The organism is Brotaphodocola sp., assembly GCF_050873365.1.
In the GTDB taxonomy this organism is placed as follows: domain Bacteria; phylum Bacillota; class Clostridia; order Lachnospirales; family Lachnospiraceae; genus Brotaphodocola.
The window spans coordinates 154,770-171,739 of the sequence record NZ_JBNMIQ010000004.1; the positions used below are offsets into that span (position 1 = coordinate 154,770).

15 protein-coding genes are annotated in these 16,970 nt (G+C 48.2%); 2 read left to right on the plus strand and 13 right to left on the minus strand.

Annotated elements, in window-relative coordinates; all coding sequences use genetic code 11:
- Window positions 1-4 precede the first annotated feature (4 nt).
- From ACR0QT_RS03625 to ACR0QT_RS03650, 6 genes are all read right to left on the minus strand, one after another.
- Window positions 5-1,717 (minus strand): ATP-binding protein, encoded by a 1,713-nt coding sequence (locus ACR0QT_RS03625; RefSeq protein ID WP_432629535.1) that lies wholly within the window; start codon window positions 1,715-1,717, stop codon window positions 5-7.
- Window positions 1,718-1,978: 261 nt separating this feature from the next.
- The gene (locus tag ACR0QT_RS03630) at window positions 1,979-2,914 is read right to left on the minus strand and encodes a M14 family metallopeptidase (RefSeq protein ID WP_432629536.1); all 936 of its coding nucleotides are present in this window, start codon (window positions 2,912-2,914) and stop codon (window positions 1,979-1,981) included.
- Complete coding sequence (locus ACR0QT_RS03635) at window positions 2,911-3,849, minus strand: M14 family metallopeptidase (RefSeq protein ID WP_432629552.1); 939 nt, start codon at window positions 3,847-3,849, stop codon at window positions 2,911-2,913. The genes ACR0QT_RS03630 and ACR0QT_RS03635 overlap by 4 nt, the downstream gene beginning before the upstream one ends.
- Window positions 3,850-3,952: 103 nt before the next feature.
- A complete protein-coding gene (locus ACR0QT_RS03640) occupies window positions 3,953-4,771 on the minus strand; it encodes a transglutaminase family protein (protein WP_432629537.1) in 819 nt (272 codons plus the stop codon).
- A gap of 56 nt (window positions 4,772-4,827) precedes the next feature.
- The gene (locus ACR0QT_RS03645) at window positions 4,828-5,499 is read right to left on the minus strand and encodes an alpha-E domain-containing protein (protein ID WP_432629538.1); all 672 of its coding nucleotides are present in this window, start codon (window positions 5,497-5,499) and stop codon (window positions 4,828-4,830) included.
- Window positions 5,481-6,806: a circularly permuted type 2 ATP-grasp protein gene (locus tag ACR0QT_RS03650; RefSeq protein WP_432629539.1), complete on the minus strand. Its 1,326-nt coding sequence runs from the start codon at window positions 6,804-6,806 to the stop codon at window positions 5,481-5,483. Before ACR0QT_RS03650 ends, ACR0QT_RS03645 begins: the two co-directional genes overlap by 19 nt.
- Window positions 6,807-6,997: 191 nt before the next feature.
- On the opposite strand from ACR0QT_RS03650, the gene ACR0QT_RS03655 reads away from it, so the two are divergent.
- Complete coding sequence (locus tag ACR0QT_RS03655) at window positions 6,998-7,873, plus strand: LysR family transcriptional regulator (RefSeq protein WP_432629540.1); 876 nt, start codon at window positions 6,998-7,000, stop codon at window positions 7,871-7,873.
- Window positions 7,874-7,953: 80 nt separating this feature from the next.
- Here ACR0QT_RS03655 and ACR0QT_RS03660 read toward each other — a convergent pair whose 3' ends face one another.
- The 4 genes from ACR0QT_RS03660 to ACR0QT_RS03675 all read right to left on the minus strand — a co-directional run bounded on the left by ACR0QT_RS03660 (window position 7,954) and on the right by ACR0QT_RS03675 (window position 11,939).
- Window positions 7,954-8,199 carry an HPr family phosphocarrier protein gene (locus ACR0QT_RS03660; protein ID WP_432629541.1) on the minus strand — a complete coding sequence of 82 codons (246 nt, stop codon included), beginning with the start codon at window positions 8,197-8,199 and terminating at the stop codon, window positions 7,954-7,956.
- A gap of 366 nt (window positions 8,200-8,565) precedes the next feature.
- Entirely contained in the window at window positions 8,566-9,453 is an 888-nt protein-coding gene (locus tag ACR0QT_RS03665) for an MBL fold metallo-hydrolase (RefSeq protein ID WP_432629542.1), read from the minus strand.
- 267 nt (window positions 9,454-9,720) lie between these two features.
- Window positions 9,721-11,001 (minus strand): SLC13 family permease, encoded by a 1,281-nt coding sequence (locus ACR0QT_RS03670; protein ID WP_432629543.1) that lies wholly within the window; start codon window positions 10,999-11,001, stop codon window positions 9,721-9,723.
- An 86-nt stretch (window positions 11,002-11,087) separates the two neighbouring features.
- Window positions 11,088-11,939, minus strand: a complete 852-nt coding sequence (locus ACR0QT_RS03675; RefSeq protein ID WP_432629544.1) for an MBL fold metallo-hydrolase — start codon at window positions 11,937-11,939, stop codon at window positions 11,088-11,090.
- Between the two features lie 270 nt (window positions 11,940-12,209).
- On the opposite strand from ACR0QT_RS03675, the gene ACR0QT_RS03680 reads away from it, so the two are divergent.
- Window positions 12,210-13,142, plus strand: coding sequence for a LysR family transcriptional regulator (locus ACR0QT_RS03680; protein WP_432629545.1), 933 nt, complete (start codon window positions 12,210-12,212; stop codon window positions 13,140-13,142).
- Window positions 13,143-13,476: 334 nt separating this feature from the next.
- Here the strand turns inward: ACR0QT_RS03680 and ACR0QT_RS03685 are convergent, their stop codons facing one another.
- From ACR0QT_RS03685 to ACR0QT_RS03695, 3 genes are all read right to left on the minus strand, one after another.
- Entirely contained in the window at window positions 13,477-14,535 is a 1,059-nt protein-coding gene (locus ACR0QT_RS03685; protein WP_432629546.1) for a tripartite tricarboxylate transporter substrate binding protein, read from the minus strand.
- Between the two features lie 105 nt (window positions 14,536-14,640).
- A complete protein-coding gene (locus tag ACR0QT_RS03690; RefSeq protein ID WP_432629547.1) occupies window positions 14,641-16,149 on the minus strand; it encodes a tripartite tricarboxylate transporter permease in 1,509 nt (502 codons plus the stop codon).
- A 12-nt stretch (window positions 16,150-16,161) separates the two neighbouring features.
- Window positions 16,162-16,716, minus strand: a complete 555-nt coding sequence (locus ACR0QT_RS03695; RefSeq protein WP_432629548.1) for a tripartite tricarboxylate transporter TctB family protein — start codon at window positions 16,714-16,716, stop codon at window positions 16,162-16,164.
- Between the last annotated feature and the right edge of the window lie 254 nt (window positions 16,717-16,970).

Here is a 16,970-nt window from a genome sequence, read left to right on the forward strand (position 1 = left end):
CGATTCACGCTCCGACTCGCTTTCCTTTTATCAGTATCTTTCCAATCTCTTTCTTCATCTTCTCAAAATCAATCGGCTTCGAGAAATGTCCATTCATTCCACTCTCTGCCGACAATCTCTGGTCTTCCACAAACGCATCTGCCGACAGCGCAAAAATCGGAATCGTCTTTGCATCCGGACGATTCATCGCACGAATCGCTCTCGACGCTGTTCTTCCATCCATCACCGGCATCTGAATATCCATGAGGATAAAGTCATACGTTCCCGGCGGGCAGGACTCAAACTGCTCGACTGCCTGCTGTCCATCCACAACCGTGTCGACCTTCGCCCCGTCCATCTCAAGAATGCTGACTGCAATCTCTGCATTGACCTCATTGTCCTCTGCCATCAGAATGTGCATACCCTGATAATCAAACGACTCCACAGCACGCTCCTCCTCGAGTGCCTGCTTGTCGACATTCTGGTTTTCTGCAATCGGCAGAGTCAAATAAACCGTAAAGTCTGATCCTCGCCCCTTCATACTGTCAATCACGATCTCTCCGCCCATCAGGCGCACAATCTGATCGGTGATCGCCATTCCAAGGCCGGATCCTCCATACTGTCTTGCAATGTGGCTGTTCTCCTGCTCAAACGGTCGAAAGATTCGGCTGACAAACGAGGCATCCATTCCGGTACCGGTATCGTGCACCCGCATCATCAGACTGACTCTTCCATTTTCTTTTAAGAGCTGACGGAAAACCACCCGAATCTCTCCACTGCTCGTAAACTTGGAGGCATTTGAGAGGAAGTTTACAAGAACCTGAGACAGGCGAAGCTCGTCTCCGATGACCCAATCGAGATCAAAATCCTGAAGCTCCACCGAAAAAGCCACACCCTTCGCCTCGATATTTTTCTGGAACATCGCTCTGAGCTGTTCCGCCATCGCCTGAAGACTGAATGCCTTCTTCTCGAGTTCAATCTTGCCCGCCTCAATTCGAGACATATCGAGAATATCGTTGATGACAGACAACAGATACTGGGAGAGCTGTTCCGCCCGCTCAATATACGGCTCCGCCTGATGACCGTTCAGTTTGCCATGTGCGAGTGTGAGCATACCGATGATACCGTTCATCGGGGTACGAATCTCGTGAGACATGTTTGAGAGGAAGGTCGTCTTGGACTGGCTGACTTCCTCCGCCTTCTCAAGTTTCTCCTCCGTCTGCGTGATCTGAGTGCGATACTGCGTGATGTCTGCAAAGCGGAACCAGTCATACTGCTCGTCCCGGCTTCTGAGCACCCGAATCCGATACCAGCGCTCACTGTCCTTGAGCTGAATCTCTGTCTCAAACTCGCTCTTTCCATCCCATCTCTGATAGGATTTCCAGAGCTTCTTTCCAAAGTCTTCCTCTACCTGATCCAAAAAGCAGGTTAAATCCGCCTGCATCTGCTCTTTCGTCACACCGAACACTCGGGCAAAGCTCTCTGTCTGAAATTCCGGATAGCGGTCTTTTCTGCGAATCAACAGCTCCGGCTCACGATCACGCTCAAAGAAGATCTTTTTTGCCTGTCGCGCCCGCTTTCCACCCCGATTCGCACGGAAATTTCGATAATGGTACCCTCCACCCAGACTCAAGCCGGCAAGTAGCAGACAGACTGCCACAAAAACCTCCACACTAAAAATAACTGCCGGGATTCGATAACTTCCAAGCAGTTGCAAAATCTGTATGAGTTTCTCCATTATATTATTCCCCCCGAATGTGCGGTAAAAAATCCCTCTATCCCGTCTTTATATCATATCCTTATAGCTTTTATATCTTATCTAATATATCATATATCTCATATATCATCTTTATAGCTTTTTATGTATTTACAATAAGATGGCTTTCCAGCTCTATATCGTTATTAGTATACAATAATTTTTCACGGATGTATAGCCTTAGAAAAGGCTTCTGCCCACAAAAATATATCAAAATTTTTGTGAGCAGAGGCAAAAAAACACTTATTCGTGCAGGCGACGGATGATCTTGAAGATGATCGTTCCCTCCATAACAGTCGGGGCATGGTGAGCAAAGAAGACTATGCCATCGGTCGGTGAGAGGATCTGGCTGATGACCTCTCCCTCAAGCGGATCGATGATCGACGCAAGTACTTCCCCGCGGTGTACCTCCTGACCCGGATTCACATGTCTGCGGTAGAGTCCCGGAAGGTCATTTTTCACATTCGTCAGATCGTCCTCCCGAAGCACACTTGCGATGTATCCGCTGTGGCTTGTGTAGCGCAAAATTCCCATTCTCGTCAGGAAACGAAGCACCGATGCCACTGCCATCCGTGCAGACGGCTCATCGATGTAATCCGTCGCACTCGTGTAGACGGAGAATGCATTCGTGTTCCAGATCTGCCAGTTGTAGTTGAGCGTTGCCGTGTCTATCGGCTTCGGCTTGCGGATCACAACATAGGGCAGACCAAAAAGGTTTGCAAGGCTCGGGTTCTGGAATCCCGTCTCCATCATGCGGATATGGGGCACAAAATCTCCGGGAATATAGAAACTCGGGAACTGGATTCCGTAGCTGTATCCCTGAATCGCCTCAAACACACCTCCCGCAATTCTCTGCGTCGTCTCGCCCTCACTGTATCCCGGAAACATCCGGTTGATGTCGGTGTTGTCGGTCGCCCAGAACCGCTTTCCGATGTTCATCGAACTGTGGTTGACCGACGGGATCACGAGGATCTCATTGTCATGGACGATTGCGCCCTTCTCCTCAAGTTCCTTGAGTGCCTTCACAAGCTGAGAACAGATGTAAAGCTGTTGAACCTCATTTCCACGCATCGCTCCGACGATACATGCCGACTTCTCTCCTCTTCCGAAATGAAATCCGTAAACATCCATGTCATCCCGGTAGCAGTTTTTCAGAGTGAAAATTTTTTCTTTTCTCATTCGTAATCACCTCCCAGGACACGCGCAAGCAGAGAACCACAGGACACAACCGGATACTCGCGAAGCGTAAAGAGCATTCCGTGAATCGGGGCGCGCACTTCCTCCTCGACCGTTCCCTCAAGCGGATTAAGGATTCGTCCGATGAGTTCGCCTTCCTCCACATTTCTCCAGTGTTCCACACAGGGCACAAAGATTCCCGGTGCTCCGGCATTCAAAAATCCAACTTTTCCATCCTCAGATACGATCGGCTCCTTCGGCTCAATCGTCTCCCCATCCCAGATTCCAAGGTCCTTCATCACACAGAAGATTCCGTCGGTCAGCTGGTGACAAAAACTTTCCGTCAGACGCATGCCAACACCCATCTCGACGACAACCGTCGGTGTGCCGATTGAATTTAAGCTGTGCGCAAGCGTGGACTCAAGAACCGTTGCCGCTGCATGCACCCAGACAAAATCCAGATTCAGCCGTCTCGCAAACGGGAGCAATCCCTCCGCTACATTGACATTGATTCTCGCCTGCGGAATTTCCCTGAGGAAAATGTTGCTCGCATGAATGTCAAGACAGAGATCTGCCCCCGCAATATCCTGCACAATCTTTGCGGCGACATGCTCTGCGACACTTCCGCCCTCACTTCCCGGGAAAATTCGGTTCATATCGAGATCAAACATCGGGATTCCACGGGAAATCGAATCCACACCGAGCGGATTTAACGCCGGGTAAATCTCCACCCGTCCTTTCAGACATTCTTTGTGTTCCCGGATTCTCCGGTTTACCTCATAACAGACATACTGACCTTCCAGCTCATCTCCGTGGGTTCCGGTCACAATGCAGATTCTCTTTCCGCTTCCGTCATAGCCGTCCGGCTCTAACACATGTTTCTTCACGCGAAGCTGTTCGTCCACCGCAAGTCCGACCGAGACCACGTCCATCGTCATCTCTTCCATTTGCTCTGCCCTCTTTACTTCTGTCGTTTTTTATTTCTGACTTCTGTCGTCGTTCTCTCCCATCATCGGGTCCACCAAGGTGAACGTTCCCGACTTAAACCGGGGAACTCTCCTCTGACGGGTTGTTTTCTGGTTCTTCAACTTCTTCTACTTTCACATAGATCTGCTGAGTCTGAGACGCAAATCCCACGAAGCATCCGCGATCGACTGCTCCATCCACGAAATCCCGCCCCTGAGAGAGACGGATGTAAGAATCCTTCGCAAGACAGCCATTTGTCGGGTCCAGTCCGATCCAGGCGTCAGACAGCCAGACCTCACACCACGCATGCGTCGCGCCCTCCCCGACAATCATTCCGGCGACATAGCGCGCAGGGATGCCGGCAATCCGGCACAGCGCAATCATAATGTGTGCATAGTCCTGGCAGACTCCTCTGCCTCCCGCAAGCGCCTCTCCCGCCGTCGTTGCCGTCGTCGTCGCTCCAGGAACATATGCCAAATGCTCATGAAGACACTGCATCAGAAAACAGACGTCCTGAAACGTCCGCACGGGAGTGCCAAGCCTTCCCTCGACATCGTGCAAAAACGCGCGCAAGTTCTGATCCGGCATTGTGCGGACAGACGGAAAGCGGTACATCGGATGAAAATCCGTGCACCGTCCCTCTATCTTCTGTACGATTCCGCTCGCCTTCACCGCGAAAAAACGGTGCGGTTCCTGAATGACTCCTGTATAGCCCAGATTGCCAAATCCATCCTGCGAGAGGTGAAGCGAAATCTTTGGCGACACCTCGCAGGTATAGGAAGTCAGATGTTGGATCTCATTTTCCATCGGACGACAGCGAAGCAGAACATGATGGTCCCGCACCTCCCGGTCCAGAGTCAGCGTCATTTCATATTGAAAACGCAGATTCTTCAAATCATCACCTCTGTCACTCTTTTGCAGTTAAAAGATTAAAGATTCCGTCAAGAGACTCAAAAGACTCTCCACAGCGCATTGATCGCTTCGTAATAGCGGGATTTCCAGTCTTCTCCCAGATTGATGATCTCAGACAGCTTATCTACCTCTGACAGATTATACCCAATCCGGATTTTATGCAAGCGGTTTAGGAATTTATTATATTCTTTTTCAATCTGGCGGTACGGATAGTCGAGGCGCATATACAGATCAAGGCGCTCCAAATACTTTCCGCACTTGATGATGTTTCGGCACTCCTCGTCCTCCACATTGTCATCGAGACAGCCCCAGAACGCAAACAGATCATCGATGACCGGCTGAAGATCGTAGACAAGTGCCTGCGAATCCTTCGCGTGCTCGATGCAGTCGAGTGCCATCTGAATATAGGAGAGCGTCTTACTGCTCAGCTCATCGCGGAGCACAACCGCATTGTCAAATGCGCGGAGCATATTGCTGTACACCGAGTTCGGATCGTTCTCGGAAAAGAGATAAGTGCGAATGAAATCCTCCTTATCCTTGTACACCATCGGAATCGCCAATTTCTCACAGAATTTCTTATACACATCGTCCTCGATGTCGAGCATCTTGTCATAGTAAGTAAAAAATGTATTTAATGTCGTGAACACCCGCTCTGTGTAACGTCCAAGCCAAAACAGGTGATCCGCCTTTTCTAACGAGATAATACCCATGTGTCCTTAAATCCTCCTCCCTGAGATGAGTTCACTACAAACGAATCCGGATTTCTCGAAAATCTGGTAAGACCGCTCGGCCAGACCATCGTCTTCTCTCCGGTGAGCACGAAGGCTCTCAGATCCGCCTTTCTCGGCACAAGATGATCGCCGGCCTTGCTGTCGTCCACAATGTCGAGGTCAATAAAGTCGATGACCTCCTGCGCGATGAAACGGCGAGGCTCGTTGATAATAATCTGCTTAAGTTCCTCAAGTTTTTCTGCGCTCAAATCGCTTCCAAAGACAACTCCGTATCCGCCTGCCTCCGAGACATCCTTGACGACGAGACGGTTCAAGTGCTCGAGAATGAAGTTGCGGTCTTTCTCATAGAATGCTAGATACGTCGGCGCATTCTTGAGGATCGCATCTTCCCCGAGATAATATTTGATCATGTGCGGAACAAAGTAATAGATTCCCTTGTCATCGGCAACGCCATTGCCCGGCGCATTGATCAGGGCGACATGACCGCTCCGGTAGACCTCCATGATACCCGGAACGCCGATCAGGGACTCCGGAAGGAAGCACATCGGATCTAAGTACTCATCAGAAATCCGGCGGTAAACAGCTCCGACTTTCAGCGGATTTCCTCCATACTGGCGATAGTAGAGGTAGTTGTTCTCCACAAACAGATCCTGAGGCATCGCAAGAATCGCTCCCGAGCGCTCTGCAAGATAAGAGTGCTCAAAGAAGGCTGCATTGTAGCGTCCCGGGGTCAGAACAACATTGATTCCGCCCGTATTCACATTGTCCATCATCTGCTTGAGCATAGACGCATAACCGCGGTTATCCTCGATGTGGTTGTTGATAAACGTTCTCGGAGAAGCCCGGCGCGTCAGTTCTCTCGCAATCATCGGATAGGACGCTCCGGACGGGATTCTCAAATTGTCCTCGAGAATGTACCACTCGCCATCCTTCGCCTGAACGAGATCAATTCCGGAAATGTGGCTGTAAATCTTTTTCGGCGGGACGATTCCCTCACACTGTGGGAGATAGCCCTTTGATGAAAAAATAAAATCTTCCGGTATCACCTTATCTTTTACAATCTTTTTCTCTCCATAGACATCTGCAAGAAATGCATTCAGCGCGTCGACTCTCTGCGTCAATCCCTTTCGCAGGACCTCGAATTCGTCCGCTGAAATCACTCTCGGCATCGGATCAAATGGAAATAACTGCTCATGAAATTCGTTGTTCTTGTAAATTCCGAACTTCACTCCGTACCGTGCCATCAGGCGGTTGATTCCCTCTCTGTGCTCAATCAGTTCTCTCATCAGCGTCTCCCCTTTGTTTTTGTTCTATCCGAGCGGATATCGAATATAGAAAAAGGCGCTCTGGGAGACCCAAAGCGCCTTTACTTTATAAAACCACTATACAACGTTTTTTCTTGTTTGTCAAATTATCCATTTACAATCTTCGCATTTTCTGATAAAATAAATTTAATTTATAAGGAGAACTAATAATCATGGATATCAACTACGAATTATATAAAGTATTCTATCATGTCGCAAATACCTTGAGCTTCTCAGAAGCCTCCAAACAGCTCTTTATCTCTCAGTCTGCGGTCAGCCAGTCGATTAAAGTCTTAGAGAAAAAGCTGAATCAGCCTCTGTTTATCCGCAGTACGAAGCGCGTTCAGCTGACACCGGAGGGGGAGATCCTGCTCAAGCACATTGAACCGGCAATGAATCTGATCCGTCAGGGTGAAAATCAGCTTCTCGAGGCGAACACCTTAAACGGCGGTCAGCTTCGCATCGGTGCAAGTGACACGATCTGCCGTTACTATCTGCTTCACTATTTAAAAGAATTCCATCGCCTCTATCCGGGCGTCCATATCAAGGTCACAAATCAGACCTCAATCGCCTGCGCCAAGCTCCTCGAGTCCAGTCAGGTCGACTTTGCGATCACAAACTATCCGAACTCCGGTCTCTCAAGCGGTCATCATGTGCGTGTGATCCGCGAGTTCCACGATGTCTTTGTCGCAAATGAGGAGTACTCTGCCCTGCGCGGAAAGAGTGTCTCCTTAAAAGAGCTCCAGACCTACCCGATTCTGATGCTCGACCGCAAGAGCACGACGAGCGAATTTCTGCACAGCATGTTCCAGCGCCACCAGCTTGACCTTGTTCCGGAAATTGAGATTTCAAGCAACGACCTTCTAATCGATCTTGCAAGAATCGGACTCGGCATTGCCTTTGTGCCGGATTACTGCATTCCGGAGAATGAGAAAAGTTTGTTTGTCGTCAACCTCGAGGAGGAGCTTCCGACAAGACAGATGGTTGTCGCACACAATGAGAATGTGCCGATCTCGCAGGCGGCACGACAGTTTATGGAAATGCTGTAAAACAGGACGCAATTTTCTATGAATTAAAAAAGGGCGGGGAAAATTCCCCTGCCCTTTCGTTCCTCACAAATCATTTTCTCTTACGCAATCTGTCTGCTCTTCTCCGGTGCAAGCTGGTCCAAGACTGCCTCAAACTCCGGATTTTCTCCGTACATTCTCACAGTCAGATCTTTTGTCAGATCCAGACTGCAAACACCTAAGATCGACTTTGCATCAATCACGACACGGTTATAATAAACATCAATATCAAAATCGCACTTTCCTGCTGCTGTTACAAACGCCTTTGCCTCATCCAATGTTGCCAGTCTGATTTTTCTTTCCTTCATAATCAACAACTCCTTTTCTAAATTGGAAGAAATTATGATATTACCGTTTGCGAAACGCTTGAACAGTAACATCATGTCTACTGGTTGTGAAAGGTATACCATGTTTCGCTGTCCATGTCAAATTTCCGTGTGTGCGTGGGAAGCCCTGATTTTATAGGAAAACTGTACAAATTCCGGTATCGGTTCCACCTCGTTTCGCTCTTTTTTTGTCCTTTACAAATCCTTTGCCCACGTTTTACAGAAAAAAGCCTGTACAAATTCAAAAACACAATCAAAAAAACCGCCATTTTTGCAGAAAAAAGGCGGTTTTTTGCGGATAAAAACTCATTCATTTTTTGTTTTCTTATGCGATTGTTCTGACACCGATTAATTCTGTGCGGGATCTGCCATCAGTTTTTTCAAGTCATCATACTTCATCTGGAGATAATTCTTCCACGCATTCTCATCGACGAACGGATTCGGCTCGGACGGATGATCGATCATAAACTGTCTCTTGTTCAAGAGGTCGACATTGACGCAGTGGTTCGGCATGAAGATGTCGACTTTCTCATTGATCACTTTCTCGATCGAGCGCAGATACGTCTCCCTCATCGAATAACTGGTGTCTCCGATCTCAAGCAGGAACGATTTCTGAAGCGTGTTAAATCCAAATCCTCCATAGTATCCGACGCGCTTCGTCTCCTTGCCGTCCGTCACATCAAAGAAGCAGGAAATCACGCCCTCCGTGTGACCCGGAGCCTCATGAAATTCCACTTCCGTGTTTCCAAATCTGATCTTATCCCCCTCATGGATCTCCACATCCGGCACAAAAAGCTCATCCATGTAGTCGGTGCTCTCCTGCACAAGTGCAAGTTCCGGGTGCTCACGGAACATCTTTGCATCCAACGCGCCCAGATAGATCTTCGTTCCAAACATTCTCTTGAAGAAATTGACTGCTCCGATGTGGTCCACATGTCCGTGGGAGAGAACCAGCCATTTCACGTCTGCCGGATTAAATCCCATCTCCCAGATCGCCTGAATCAGCATTGCAGTTGCGCCGTTTCCACAGTTTCCGGCATCAAACAGAAGAAGTCCCTCGCCCGTATCCACGATGTGTGCACACACCCAGCTATCTCCCACATAATACAGATTTCCATACATCTGAAACGGCTTTACATACCGGGATTCCTGATTGATCCAGTAACGCGCCATCGGATTTTTTCTCATTTTCTCCTGACGATTCCGATACTCCTCGTACTCCGATTTCATCGACATAATTTTTTCTCCCCTCTTCTACTGCGTTTGCTTAGTTATTAATCTTTCAAGATTAGGATCGGCTGAGTAAATTGTCAATCCATTTTCGATTGTTTCTTTGCTCTTTTTTCTGATTTTCTGTCTTTTTATGCTTCAATGGCTGAGACAGATTTCGACCGTCCCATCATAAAGGTAGGAGCATCAAAATCTTCTCAGCCTGAGTTTCTTTCTTATAAATTATAAACTCTGTTTTTGCGCGTCATGATTGCGCCGTGATTCCGTTTGTTTTTAGTACAGCGGATACATAAACTGGGCGGTCAGCGCACAGGTGATAATCGCCAAAATCATGTACGGAACGGTAAATTTCAGAACTTTCACCGGATTATATCCACCCGCTGCAAATGCAACAGCCGCCTCACCGGAACCAGACGGGAATCCGAGTGCAAACATGTTTGCAGTACCGATGATCAGCACAACGCCTCTCGGGTCCCAACCACCGGCCAGGCAGATCGATGCTGCGATCGGGATCAGAACTGCCTGCGTTGCGGTGTTGGAGAGGAAGGTTGTCATCACAATCGTTGCGGTTGAGAAAACAAACATTACCATCATCGAGCTCGGATTTTCACCAAGGATTGCCAGAACTGCATTTCCGATCAAATCACCTGCACCGGAGGAACCGAGGGCATCAGCTACAACCAGAACGCCTGCAATCATCCAGATCATATCAACCGTCATCGACTTTACTGCCTCATCCGGCTTCATCACTCCACCGTAGAGCAGAGCAAGAACCCCCATGCCCGGTGCCAGATACAGAAGGTTTCCGGTCCATTTGTTTAAGATCATTAACAGCATAACGATTGCAAATACTGCATAAACATACATCTCCTGACCGTGGGTCAGAGCATTTGCCTTCTTGGACTCTTTCAGAGCGCTCTTATCGACATCTCCCTCATCCTTCGGCATCAACTTCCATCCAAAGATGCAGAAACCTGCCAGAACGATCATCGACGGGATTGCAAAGAAGAACGGATCCATCATCGTCAACTGCATGGACGGATCAGAAATAATTCCTTCATAGTAGCCGTTGATCTGTGCAAACGTAGAAGCTCCGAGACCGATCGGGAAACGGAATTTCCAGGCACACAGAACACCGAGCAGAGGAAGCAGAAGTCTCTTTGCGGTCACATCACCGGTGTTTCCGAGCGTCATCAGAAAGACGATCATAATACTGATGACTGCGGTACTCGGAATGAACTGTGCAAAAATCATACCAACCACATAGAACATCAGAATCAGAGCAATTCCACTCTTTCCCTTCATCGTCTGCATCATCGTGCCGATCCGGGCGACGAGACTCGTCTTTGTGAGTGCTGTGCTCAGTGCAAGCATCGGTGCAATCAAAACTACAATCTTGTTTCCAAATCCAGTAAAGGCTGCTGAAAGTTTCAGCACTCCCGTTGCGGCAAGCACGATACAACAGGTCATCGTCGTCACACCAAACGGCACTTTGTGCCAGACGAACATCACCATCATAAACAGCGTCACCGCAAGTACAATATACATTTCCATACGCTTCTCCTTTGACTTCTCCTTTGAAAAATCCCTGATGCCAGTTTGTTTCCTCTGTCGTTACAGTCCATGCGTTGCACAAACTTTTACTTTTCGTTCTCTTTTTCCATCACTGCGCGAACCTGACGCACTCTCTCATCGACGAACTGTGCCCAGATCGTGTCATCGAGGAATGGCTGACTCTCATCCGTGTATGTTCCTGCGCGATCCACGATCTCGATCTGATTCGGATGGCTCGGAAGTGCAATATCCACATGGATGTTGCGAACTTTCTTTGCGTCATTTAAGAAACGCTCACGCAGATCCGGGGTCAGATAACGGCTTGTCACATAATACTTATTATTCATCGTGTTGGCGCCGACACCACCGTGCATGCCAACCACATATTTCTCTCCGTTTGCCGGATTGGTCACTGTCCAGAAAAAGCTCGTGCAACCAACGGTGTGACCCGGAGTCAGCATTGTGCGAATCTCCACATTTCCGAGGCGAATCGGCTCGTCATCTGAGAAGAAGCCATCCGGCTCAAACGGCTGTGGATGATCGTCCTTGTCGATTGCGATCGTCTCCTCCGGACATGCCTTCATGAACTCCCAGTCTTCCTTGGACATGTAAAGCGGTGCTCCGGTCAGCTCTTTCATCGCCCGTGCTCCACCACAGTGGTCAAAGTGCGCATGGCTGATCAGGATCATCTTGATATCCTCCGGCTTATAGCCGAGACGATAAATCGAATCCACAAGCATGTAGAGGCTCTCCGTGATTGCCGTGTCAATCAGAATCAGTCCGTCCCCAGTATCGATCAGGTAACAGCCAACCCAGGTCTGACCTGCGACATACCAGGTCTGAGGAGCTACCTGAAACGGTTTGATCGCCAGTGTCCACGGCTTATATGCCAATGTCGCTACCGGATCTTTTGTCGGTGGTGTGCATCGAAATCCCATGTAAATACTCTCCTTTTTAACAAAACCCTTCTTGGATCTCTTGTTATTTTTACTATTTTCTTTTCAACAACGTTGTTTTTTTGATCTGTTTTTATTATAATTACATCAATACCTAAATACAACTTATTGAAAATTAGATTTTCTCTAAGTATTTATTAGATTAGTTTGTTAACAAATTTGCGGGATATCGATCTCCGAACTTCGAAAATCTGGGATTTGAAAAAAGGAAACAAAAAAAGAAAGCAAAAAGAAAGAAGGTTAAGGAAAGCGATGGATCTTCATCAATTGGAATACATTCTTGCGATTGAACAGGAAAAGAGCATTTCCCGGGCAGCGGAACGGCTGTTTCTCACCCAGCCGGCACTGAATCAGCAGTTACTGCGCCTTGAGAAGGAACTCGGAGTTCCCCTCTTTGAGCGCCGTAACCGGACGATGATTCCCACCTATGCGGGAAAAATCTATCTCGATACTGCCAAAGAAATGCTTTCCATGAAAAAGGAAACGTATAAAATCATTCATGATATTGCCGAGGAGAGACGCGGTGAGATCTCGATCGCCTACACGCCGGAGGCGGGATCTCGAATGTTCGCCAAGATTTACCCCGTCTTTCATCAAAAATACCCGGATATCACGTTTGAGATCCACGAAGCTCGCGTCAAGGAGATGGAGCGACTGATTCTTCAGAAAGTTGTGGACTTTGCCTGCAACTCCTACTATGAGCGAAGCGTCCACCCGGATCTCGAGTACATCAACATGGATTCCGAATATATGGTGCTCGGCGTGCCATTCTCTCACCCGCTCGCCCATCTCGCAGGCGAGAAGAGCTGGGAAACCTTGCCTGAGATCGATCTCACGCTTTTTCGGGACAATTCGTTTATTCTCCTCGGAAAAGAGACTCGAATGCGCGATATGATAGATCTCTGCTTCTCTCACGCCGGATTCTCCCCGAAGATTCTGTTTGAATCCATCAGCACAGCGACCGTTGTCAGCATGGTGAAATCCCAGATCGCCCCCGCCTTTTTCCCGCAGTCCTACGTCCGTCCGAGCGAGGAGATCGTCTACTTCACCGTTCCGCCGAGACTGCGCTGGATGCGAAGCATCTCGTTTTTGAAGGGTTCCTACCTGACAAAACCGGAAAAATATTTCATCGCACTCGCCACCGACTATGTGCGCGGACAGATGGATAAGAGTTTGGGATTATAACTCAGAGTGGATGTCCCCCTCCTCTATAGGTGGGGGTATCGCAAACTTTCTCAGGAGGGGAGACAATCCCCTTCTGAGTTATACGCTCCGCGAGGGTGCGCAGTGATTCTGATTGGAAAATGTCAGCAGAGCTGACCAGAATCACGCGCCAAGTCTCCGCGAGCGTCGACTTGAACTCAGAGTGGATGCGCAAAAAGAACCCCGCAAGCGGAATTTCCACCTGCGGGGTTCTCGGATTTCATCATCAAATTTTCAGTTGATTCTCAGGCAATCTAAGCAATCTCATGATAGACAGGATAGCCACATCATTTATTCCATCAATCTCTAACTCTGCTTACTGCTCTACGCTCTTAGCGATCTCCGAGATCGTGTTGAAGATCTCTTCATCGTTCTTCTCAGAATCTGCTGCGCTTAAGTAGTATGGCATCATATCTACATTTGCAACTGCTTCCTGTGCCTTCGGATCGTCAAGGATCTGCTGAACGAGGTTCTCATACCAAGCGATGATCTCATCGGAGGTATCCTTCGGGAAGTAGAAGGAGAAGTCACAGTCCGGATATACCAGATCGACGCCCTGCTCTTTCAGAGTTGGGATGTCCTTGATCAGGTCATAACGCTCTTCAGTCGGAGCACCCAGGCAAGCGAACTGTCCAGCAGTCAGATAATCCTTACAGTTGATGTATGCACCCGGCATCAGGTCTACCTGACCGGAAAGCATTGCTGCGATCTTATCGGAGTTAGAACCTACATCTACCAGATCCAGATCGATGCCTGCCTCCTTCTCAAATGCAAGTAACTCGTAGTAGGTGTATGCACCAACCTCAGTACAAGCCTTCAGCTGTCCCGGTGCTGCCTTTGCTGCCTCGATGAACTCATCTAAGCTCTTGTACTTCTCAGCGTTTACATACAACTGCTGTGCCGGATCCTTTGCGAAAGTCGGGCCAAGCTTGAATGCGGTGTAGTTGTAGTCGGTTACACCTGCAATGTTTGCAACGTTTACGAGGTTATGGCCATACAGGAAGGTCGTGCCATCCGGCTCTGCGGAAAGTACCTGGTTTGCTGCTACGGAACCTGCTGCACCGTTTGCGTTTACAACGATGAAATCAACACCGGTCAGCTCTTTTGCGTACTGAGCAAATACACGAGCGGAAAGGTCCGTGTTACCACCTGCACCTGCCGGTACAACGATGGATACGGTGGAAGCCGGCTTCCAATCGCTTGTAGCGGTGGATGCATCTGCCTTGCTCTCGCCACCCTCAGCCTTGGTCTCGGTTGCGGTGTCAGCCTTCTGTGCTGCTGTCGTTGCAGTCGTGCTGTCAGCTCCGCCACTGCATCCTGCTAAACCCATTACCATTGCTCCTGCCAGTACCGTTGCCAGAAATCTCTTTTTCATAGTTGTATCTCCTTTTCCCTTTATTTTTTATATAGTTTTATATTGCTTATATTGCTTTCTAAGTTTCTTAACTTGTCTTTACTTTTCCCTTTTTGTTTGCCTTTTTTAACCTAATGCTTTTTTCTTTGCGTAGAAGGCTTTCAGCTCCTTAAATACGGACCAAACCAGAACTCCTACTGCTACGAAGAAGAATGCATCAAAGATCGGTCTTGTGAAGAATGCACCGAAGGACTTGTACTGCATGATACCACGGCGCAGGTAAGTCTCAAGCATGCTACCAATCAGGAAGCACAGAACAAACGGAGTCGTCGGCAGTTTGAACTTGTGGAAGAGGTATCCAACCACACCGAAGATCAAGATCGACTGTACATCGAAGATACGGTTGTTTGTTGCATAAGCACCTACACAGCACAGAACCAGGATCAGCGGAAGCAGGATGTGCTTCGGAACTTTCAGTACCTGTACGAAGCCCTTGATACAGGTCCACTCTACAACCAGCATGATCAGCGTACAGATGATACATGCAGCGAAGATTCCGTATACGACATCACCGTTCTTTACGAACAGCAGAGGTCCTGCGGACAGACCGTGAATCAGGAAACCACCAAGCATCATTGCGGTTACGCCATCACCCGGGATACCAAGTACCAGAAGCGGGATCATTGCACCACCGATTGTTGCGTTGTTTGCAGACTCAGTTGCTACGATACCATCCGGGCATCCTTTTCCGAACTCTTCCGGATGCTTGGACATGTTCTTAGCAGTTACATAGGAGAGCATTCCGGAAGTAGAACCACCGATTCCAGGAAGGATACCGATTCCGGTTCCGATCAGTGCGGAGCGCAGGAAGTTCGGAAGGTGATAAACAAACTCTTTCATGCTGAATCCAAATCCCTTTACTTTCTTGATCGGGATTGTCTCAAGTTTTCCGTTACCCATTGCCTCAGCGGTGATCAGGATATCGGAGATTGCAAAGATACCGATCAGGGTAGGAAGGGTATCAAAACCTGCCATCAGGTTTGGATTTCCAAAGGTAAAACGTGCGGTTCCATCGATCGGAGCCATACCGATCAGGGTAAACATCAGACCGAGCATACCAGCTAAAAGACCGCGAATCATGTTTCCGGAAGAAAGGATTGCTACCATCGTCAGAGCGAAGAAGCAGATACCAAAGTTCTCAGCCGGAGTAAATTTCAGTGCCACATCTGCCAGAAGCGGTGCACAGAAAGTAAGTACCAGGAAGGAGAAGATGGAACCCATTGCGGAGAACACAATTCCAAGTCCCAGAGCCTTCATTGCCTCGCCCTTTTTCGCCATCGGATATCCATCAAACGTCGTTGCGATGGAAGATGCCGTACCAGGCATGTTCAGCAGAATTGCGGAAATCAGTCCACCGGAGATACCTCCGATGTAGACAGCTACCAGAGTGTTCATACCGAGGGACGGTGTCATCGAGAAGGTCAACGGCAACATCAGTGCCACTGCCATCGAAGCGGACAGTCCCGGAATCGAACCAAATACAATACCAATTGCTACGCCGGCGATCATCAACAGAATGGATGCCGGGTGCATAATGCTCACAAACGCATTTCCCAAAAGTCCTAATGCCTGCATCTCTTTCGCCTCCTACAAATTAATTGAGAAAATTCCTGCCGGCAGAACGATCTTAAATCCATAACGGAACAGGAAGAATACCACAAGGGTAAACACCACATCGATCACTGCAAGTAAAATTGCCTGCTTCTTTCCTCTCTCGTCGTCCGGGGAAAGAACCATCATCTGGCAGAACAGGAATACCAGGGTGGAAAGAATGAAACCAACCGGCTTCATCACAAACACGTAGATCAGCATCAGAATCACGCTCTCAAGCACACGCTTGTAATCGCAGTCCTCTATGTCATCTGCCTTGATCTCCGCGTTATGCATCTTGAAGTTCTTGATGCTTAAGAATGTAAGCGCTGCTGCAAGTGCAAAGGTGATTACTCCGATTACCATCGGCATGAATTCCGGTCCAACCTCCATAACCTTTGACTTCGGGAGCATCTGCGCCATCACCATCATAGCTGCGGACAGTGCCATGAAAAAGATACCGACTACAATGTCTCCATACTTCTTGAAAAACATCTCTGTTCCTCCTTTCTCAGTGCCATCACTCGACTCCTCCTTTGTTGATGTCTTCATGACCTCTCTCTTTGTTTATGAATTATTTATATCAAATTCACAGAAAGATTGCCAATATTTATTCTTTATTCACAGAATAAGCAAAGTTAATTTCACAATAGACCTTTTTGTTTTGGTTCTATACTGAATGTTGGGGTGTGTTGAAAAACATACTTCCAACATTCTTTTTGTTGTAATAAAATACATCTATAAGAAGCCTCCCAAATCATTTTACCGACCAAAGTTTAATGCTACGGAGGTGACCCCTTATAGAT

What these genes read in the sequence shown, in the direction of transcription:
- ACR0QT_RS03625 (WP_432629535.1), bottom strand. Translation starts at nt 1,717, where the DNA reads ATGGAGAAACTCATACAGATTTTGCAACTGCTTGGAAGTTATCGAATC.
- ACR0QT_RS03630 (WP_432629536.1), bottom strand. Translation starts at nt 2,914, where the DNA reads ATGAGAAAAGAAAAAATTTTCACTCTGAAAAACTGCTACCGGGATGAC.
- ACR0QT_RS03635 (WP_432629552.1), bottom strand. Translation starts at nt 3,849, where the DNA reads ATGACGATGGACGTGGTCTCGGTCGGACTTGCGGTGGACGAACAGCTT.
- ACR0QT_RS03645 (WP_432629538.1), bottom strand. Translation starts at nt 5,499, where the DNA reads ATGGGTATTATCTCGTTAGAAAAGGCGGATCACCTGTTTTGGCTTGGA.
- ACR0QT_RS03650 (WP_432629539.1), bottom strand. Translation starts at nt 6,806, where the DNA reads ATGAGAGAACTGATTGAGCACAGAGAGGGAATCAACCGCCTGATGGCA.
- ACR0QT_RS03655 (WP_432629540.1), top strand. Translation starts at nt 6,998, where the DNA reads ATGGATATCAACTACGAATTATATAAAGTATTCTATCATGTCGCAAAT.
- ACR0QT_RS03660 (WP_432629541.1), bottom strand. Translation starts at nt 8,199, where the DNA reads ATGAAGGAAAGAAAAATCAGACTGGCAACATTGGATGAGGCAAAGGCG.
- ACR0QT_RS03665 (WP_432629542.1), bottom strand. Translation starts at nt 9,453, where the DNA reads ATGTCGATGAAATCGGAGTACGAGGAGTATCGGAATCGTCAGGAGAAA.
- ACR0QT_RS03670 (WP_432629543.1), bottom strand. Translation starts at nt 11,001, where the DNA reads ATGGAAATGTATATTGTACTTGCGGTGACGCTGTTTATGATGGTGATG.
- ACR0QT_RS03675 (WP_432629544.1), bottom strand. Translation starts at nt 11,939, where the DNA reads ATGGGATTTCGATGCACACCACCGACAAAAGATCCGGTAGCGACATTG.
- ACR0QT_RS03680 (WP_432629545.1), top strand. Translation starts at nt 12,210, where the DNA reads ATGGATCTTCATCAATTGGAATACATTCTTGCGATTGAACAGGAAAAG.
- ACR0QT_RS03685 (WP_432629546.1), bottom strand. Translation starts at nt 14,535, where the DNA reads ATGAAAAAGAGATTTCTGGCAACGGTACTGGCAGGAGCAATGGTAATG.
- ACR0QT_RS03690 (WP_432629547.1), bottom strand. Translation starts at nt 16,149, where the DNA reads ATGCAGGCATTAGGACTTTTGGGAAATGCGTTTGTGAGCATTATGCAC.
- ACR0QT_RS03695 (WP_432629548.1), bottom strand. Translation starts at nt 16,716, where the DNA reads ATGAAGACATCAACAAAGGAGGAGTCGAGTGATGGCACTGAGAAAGGA.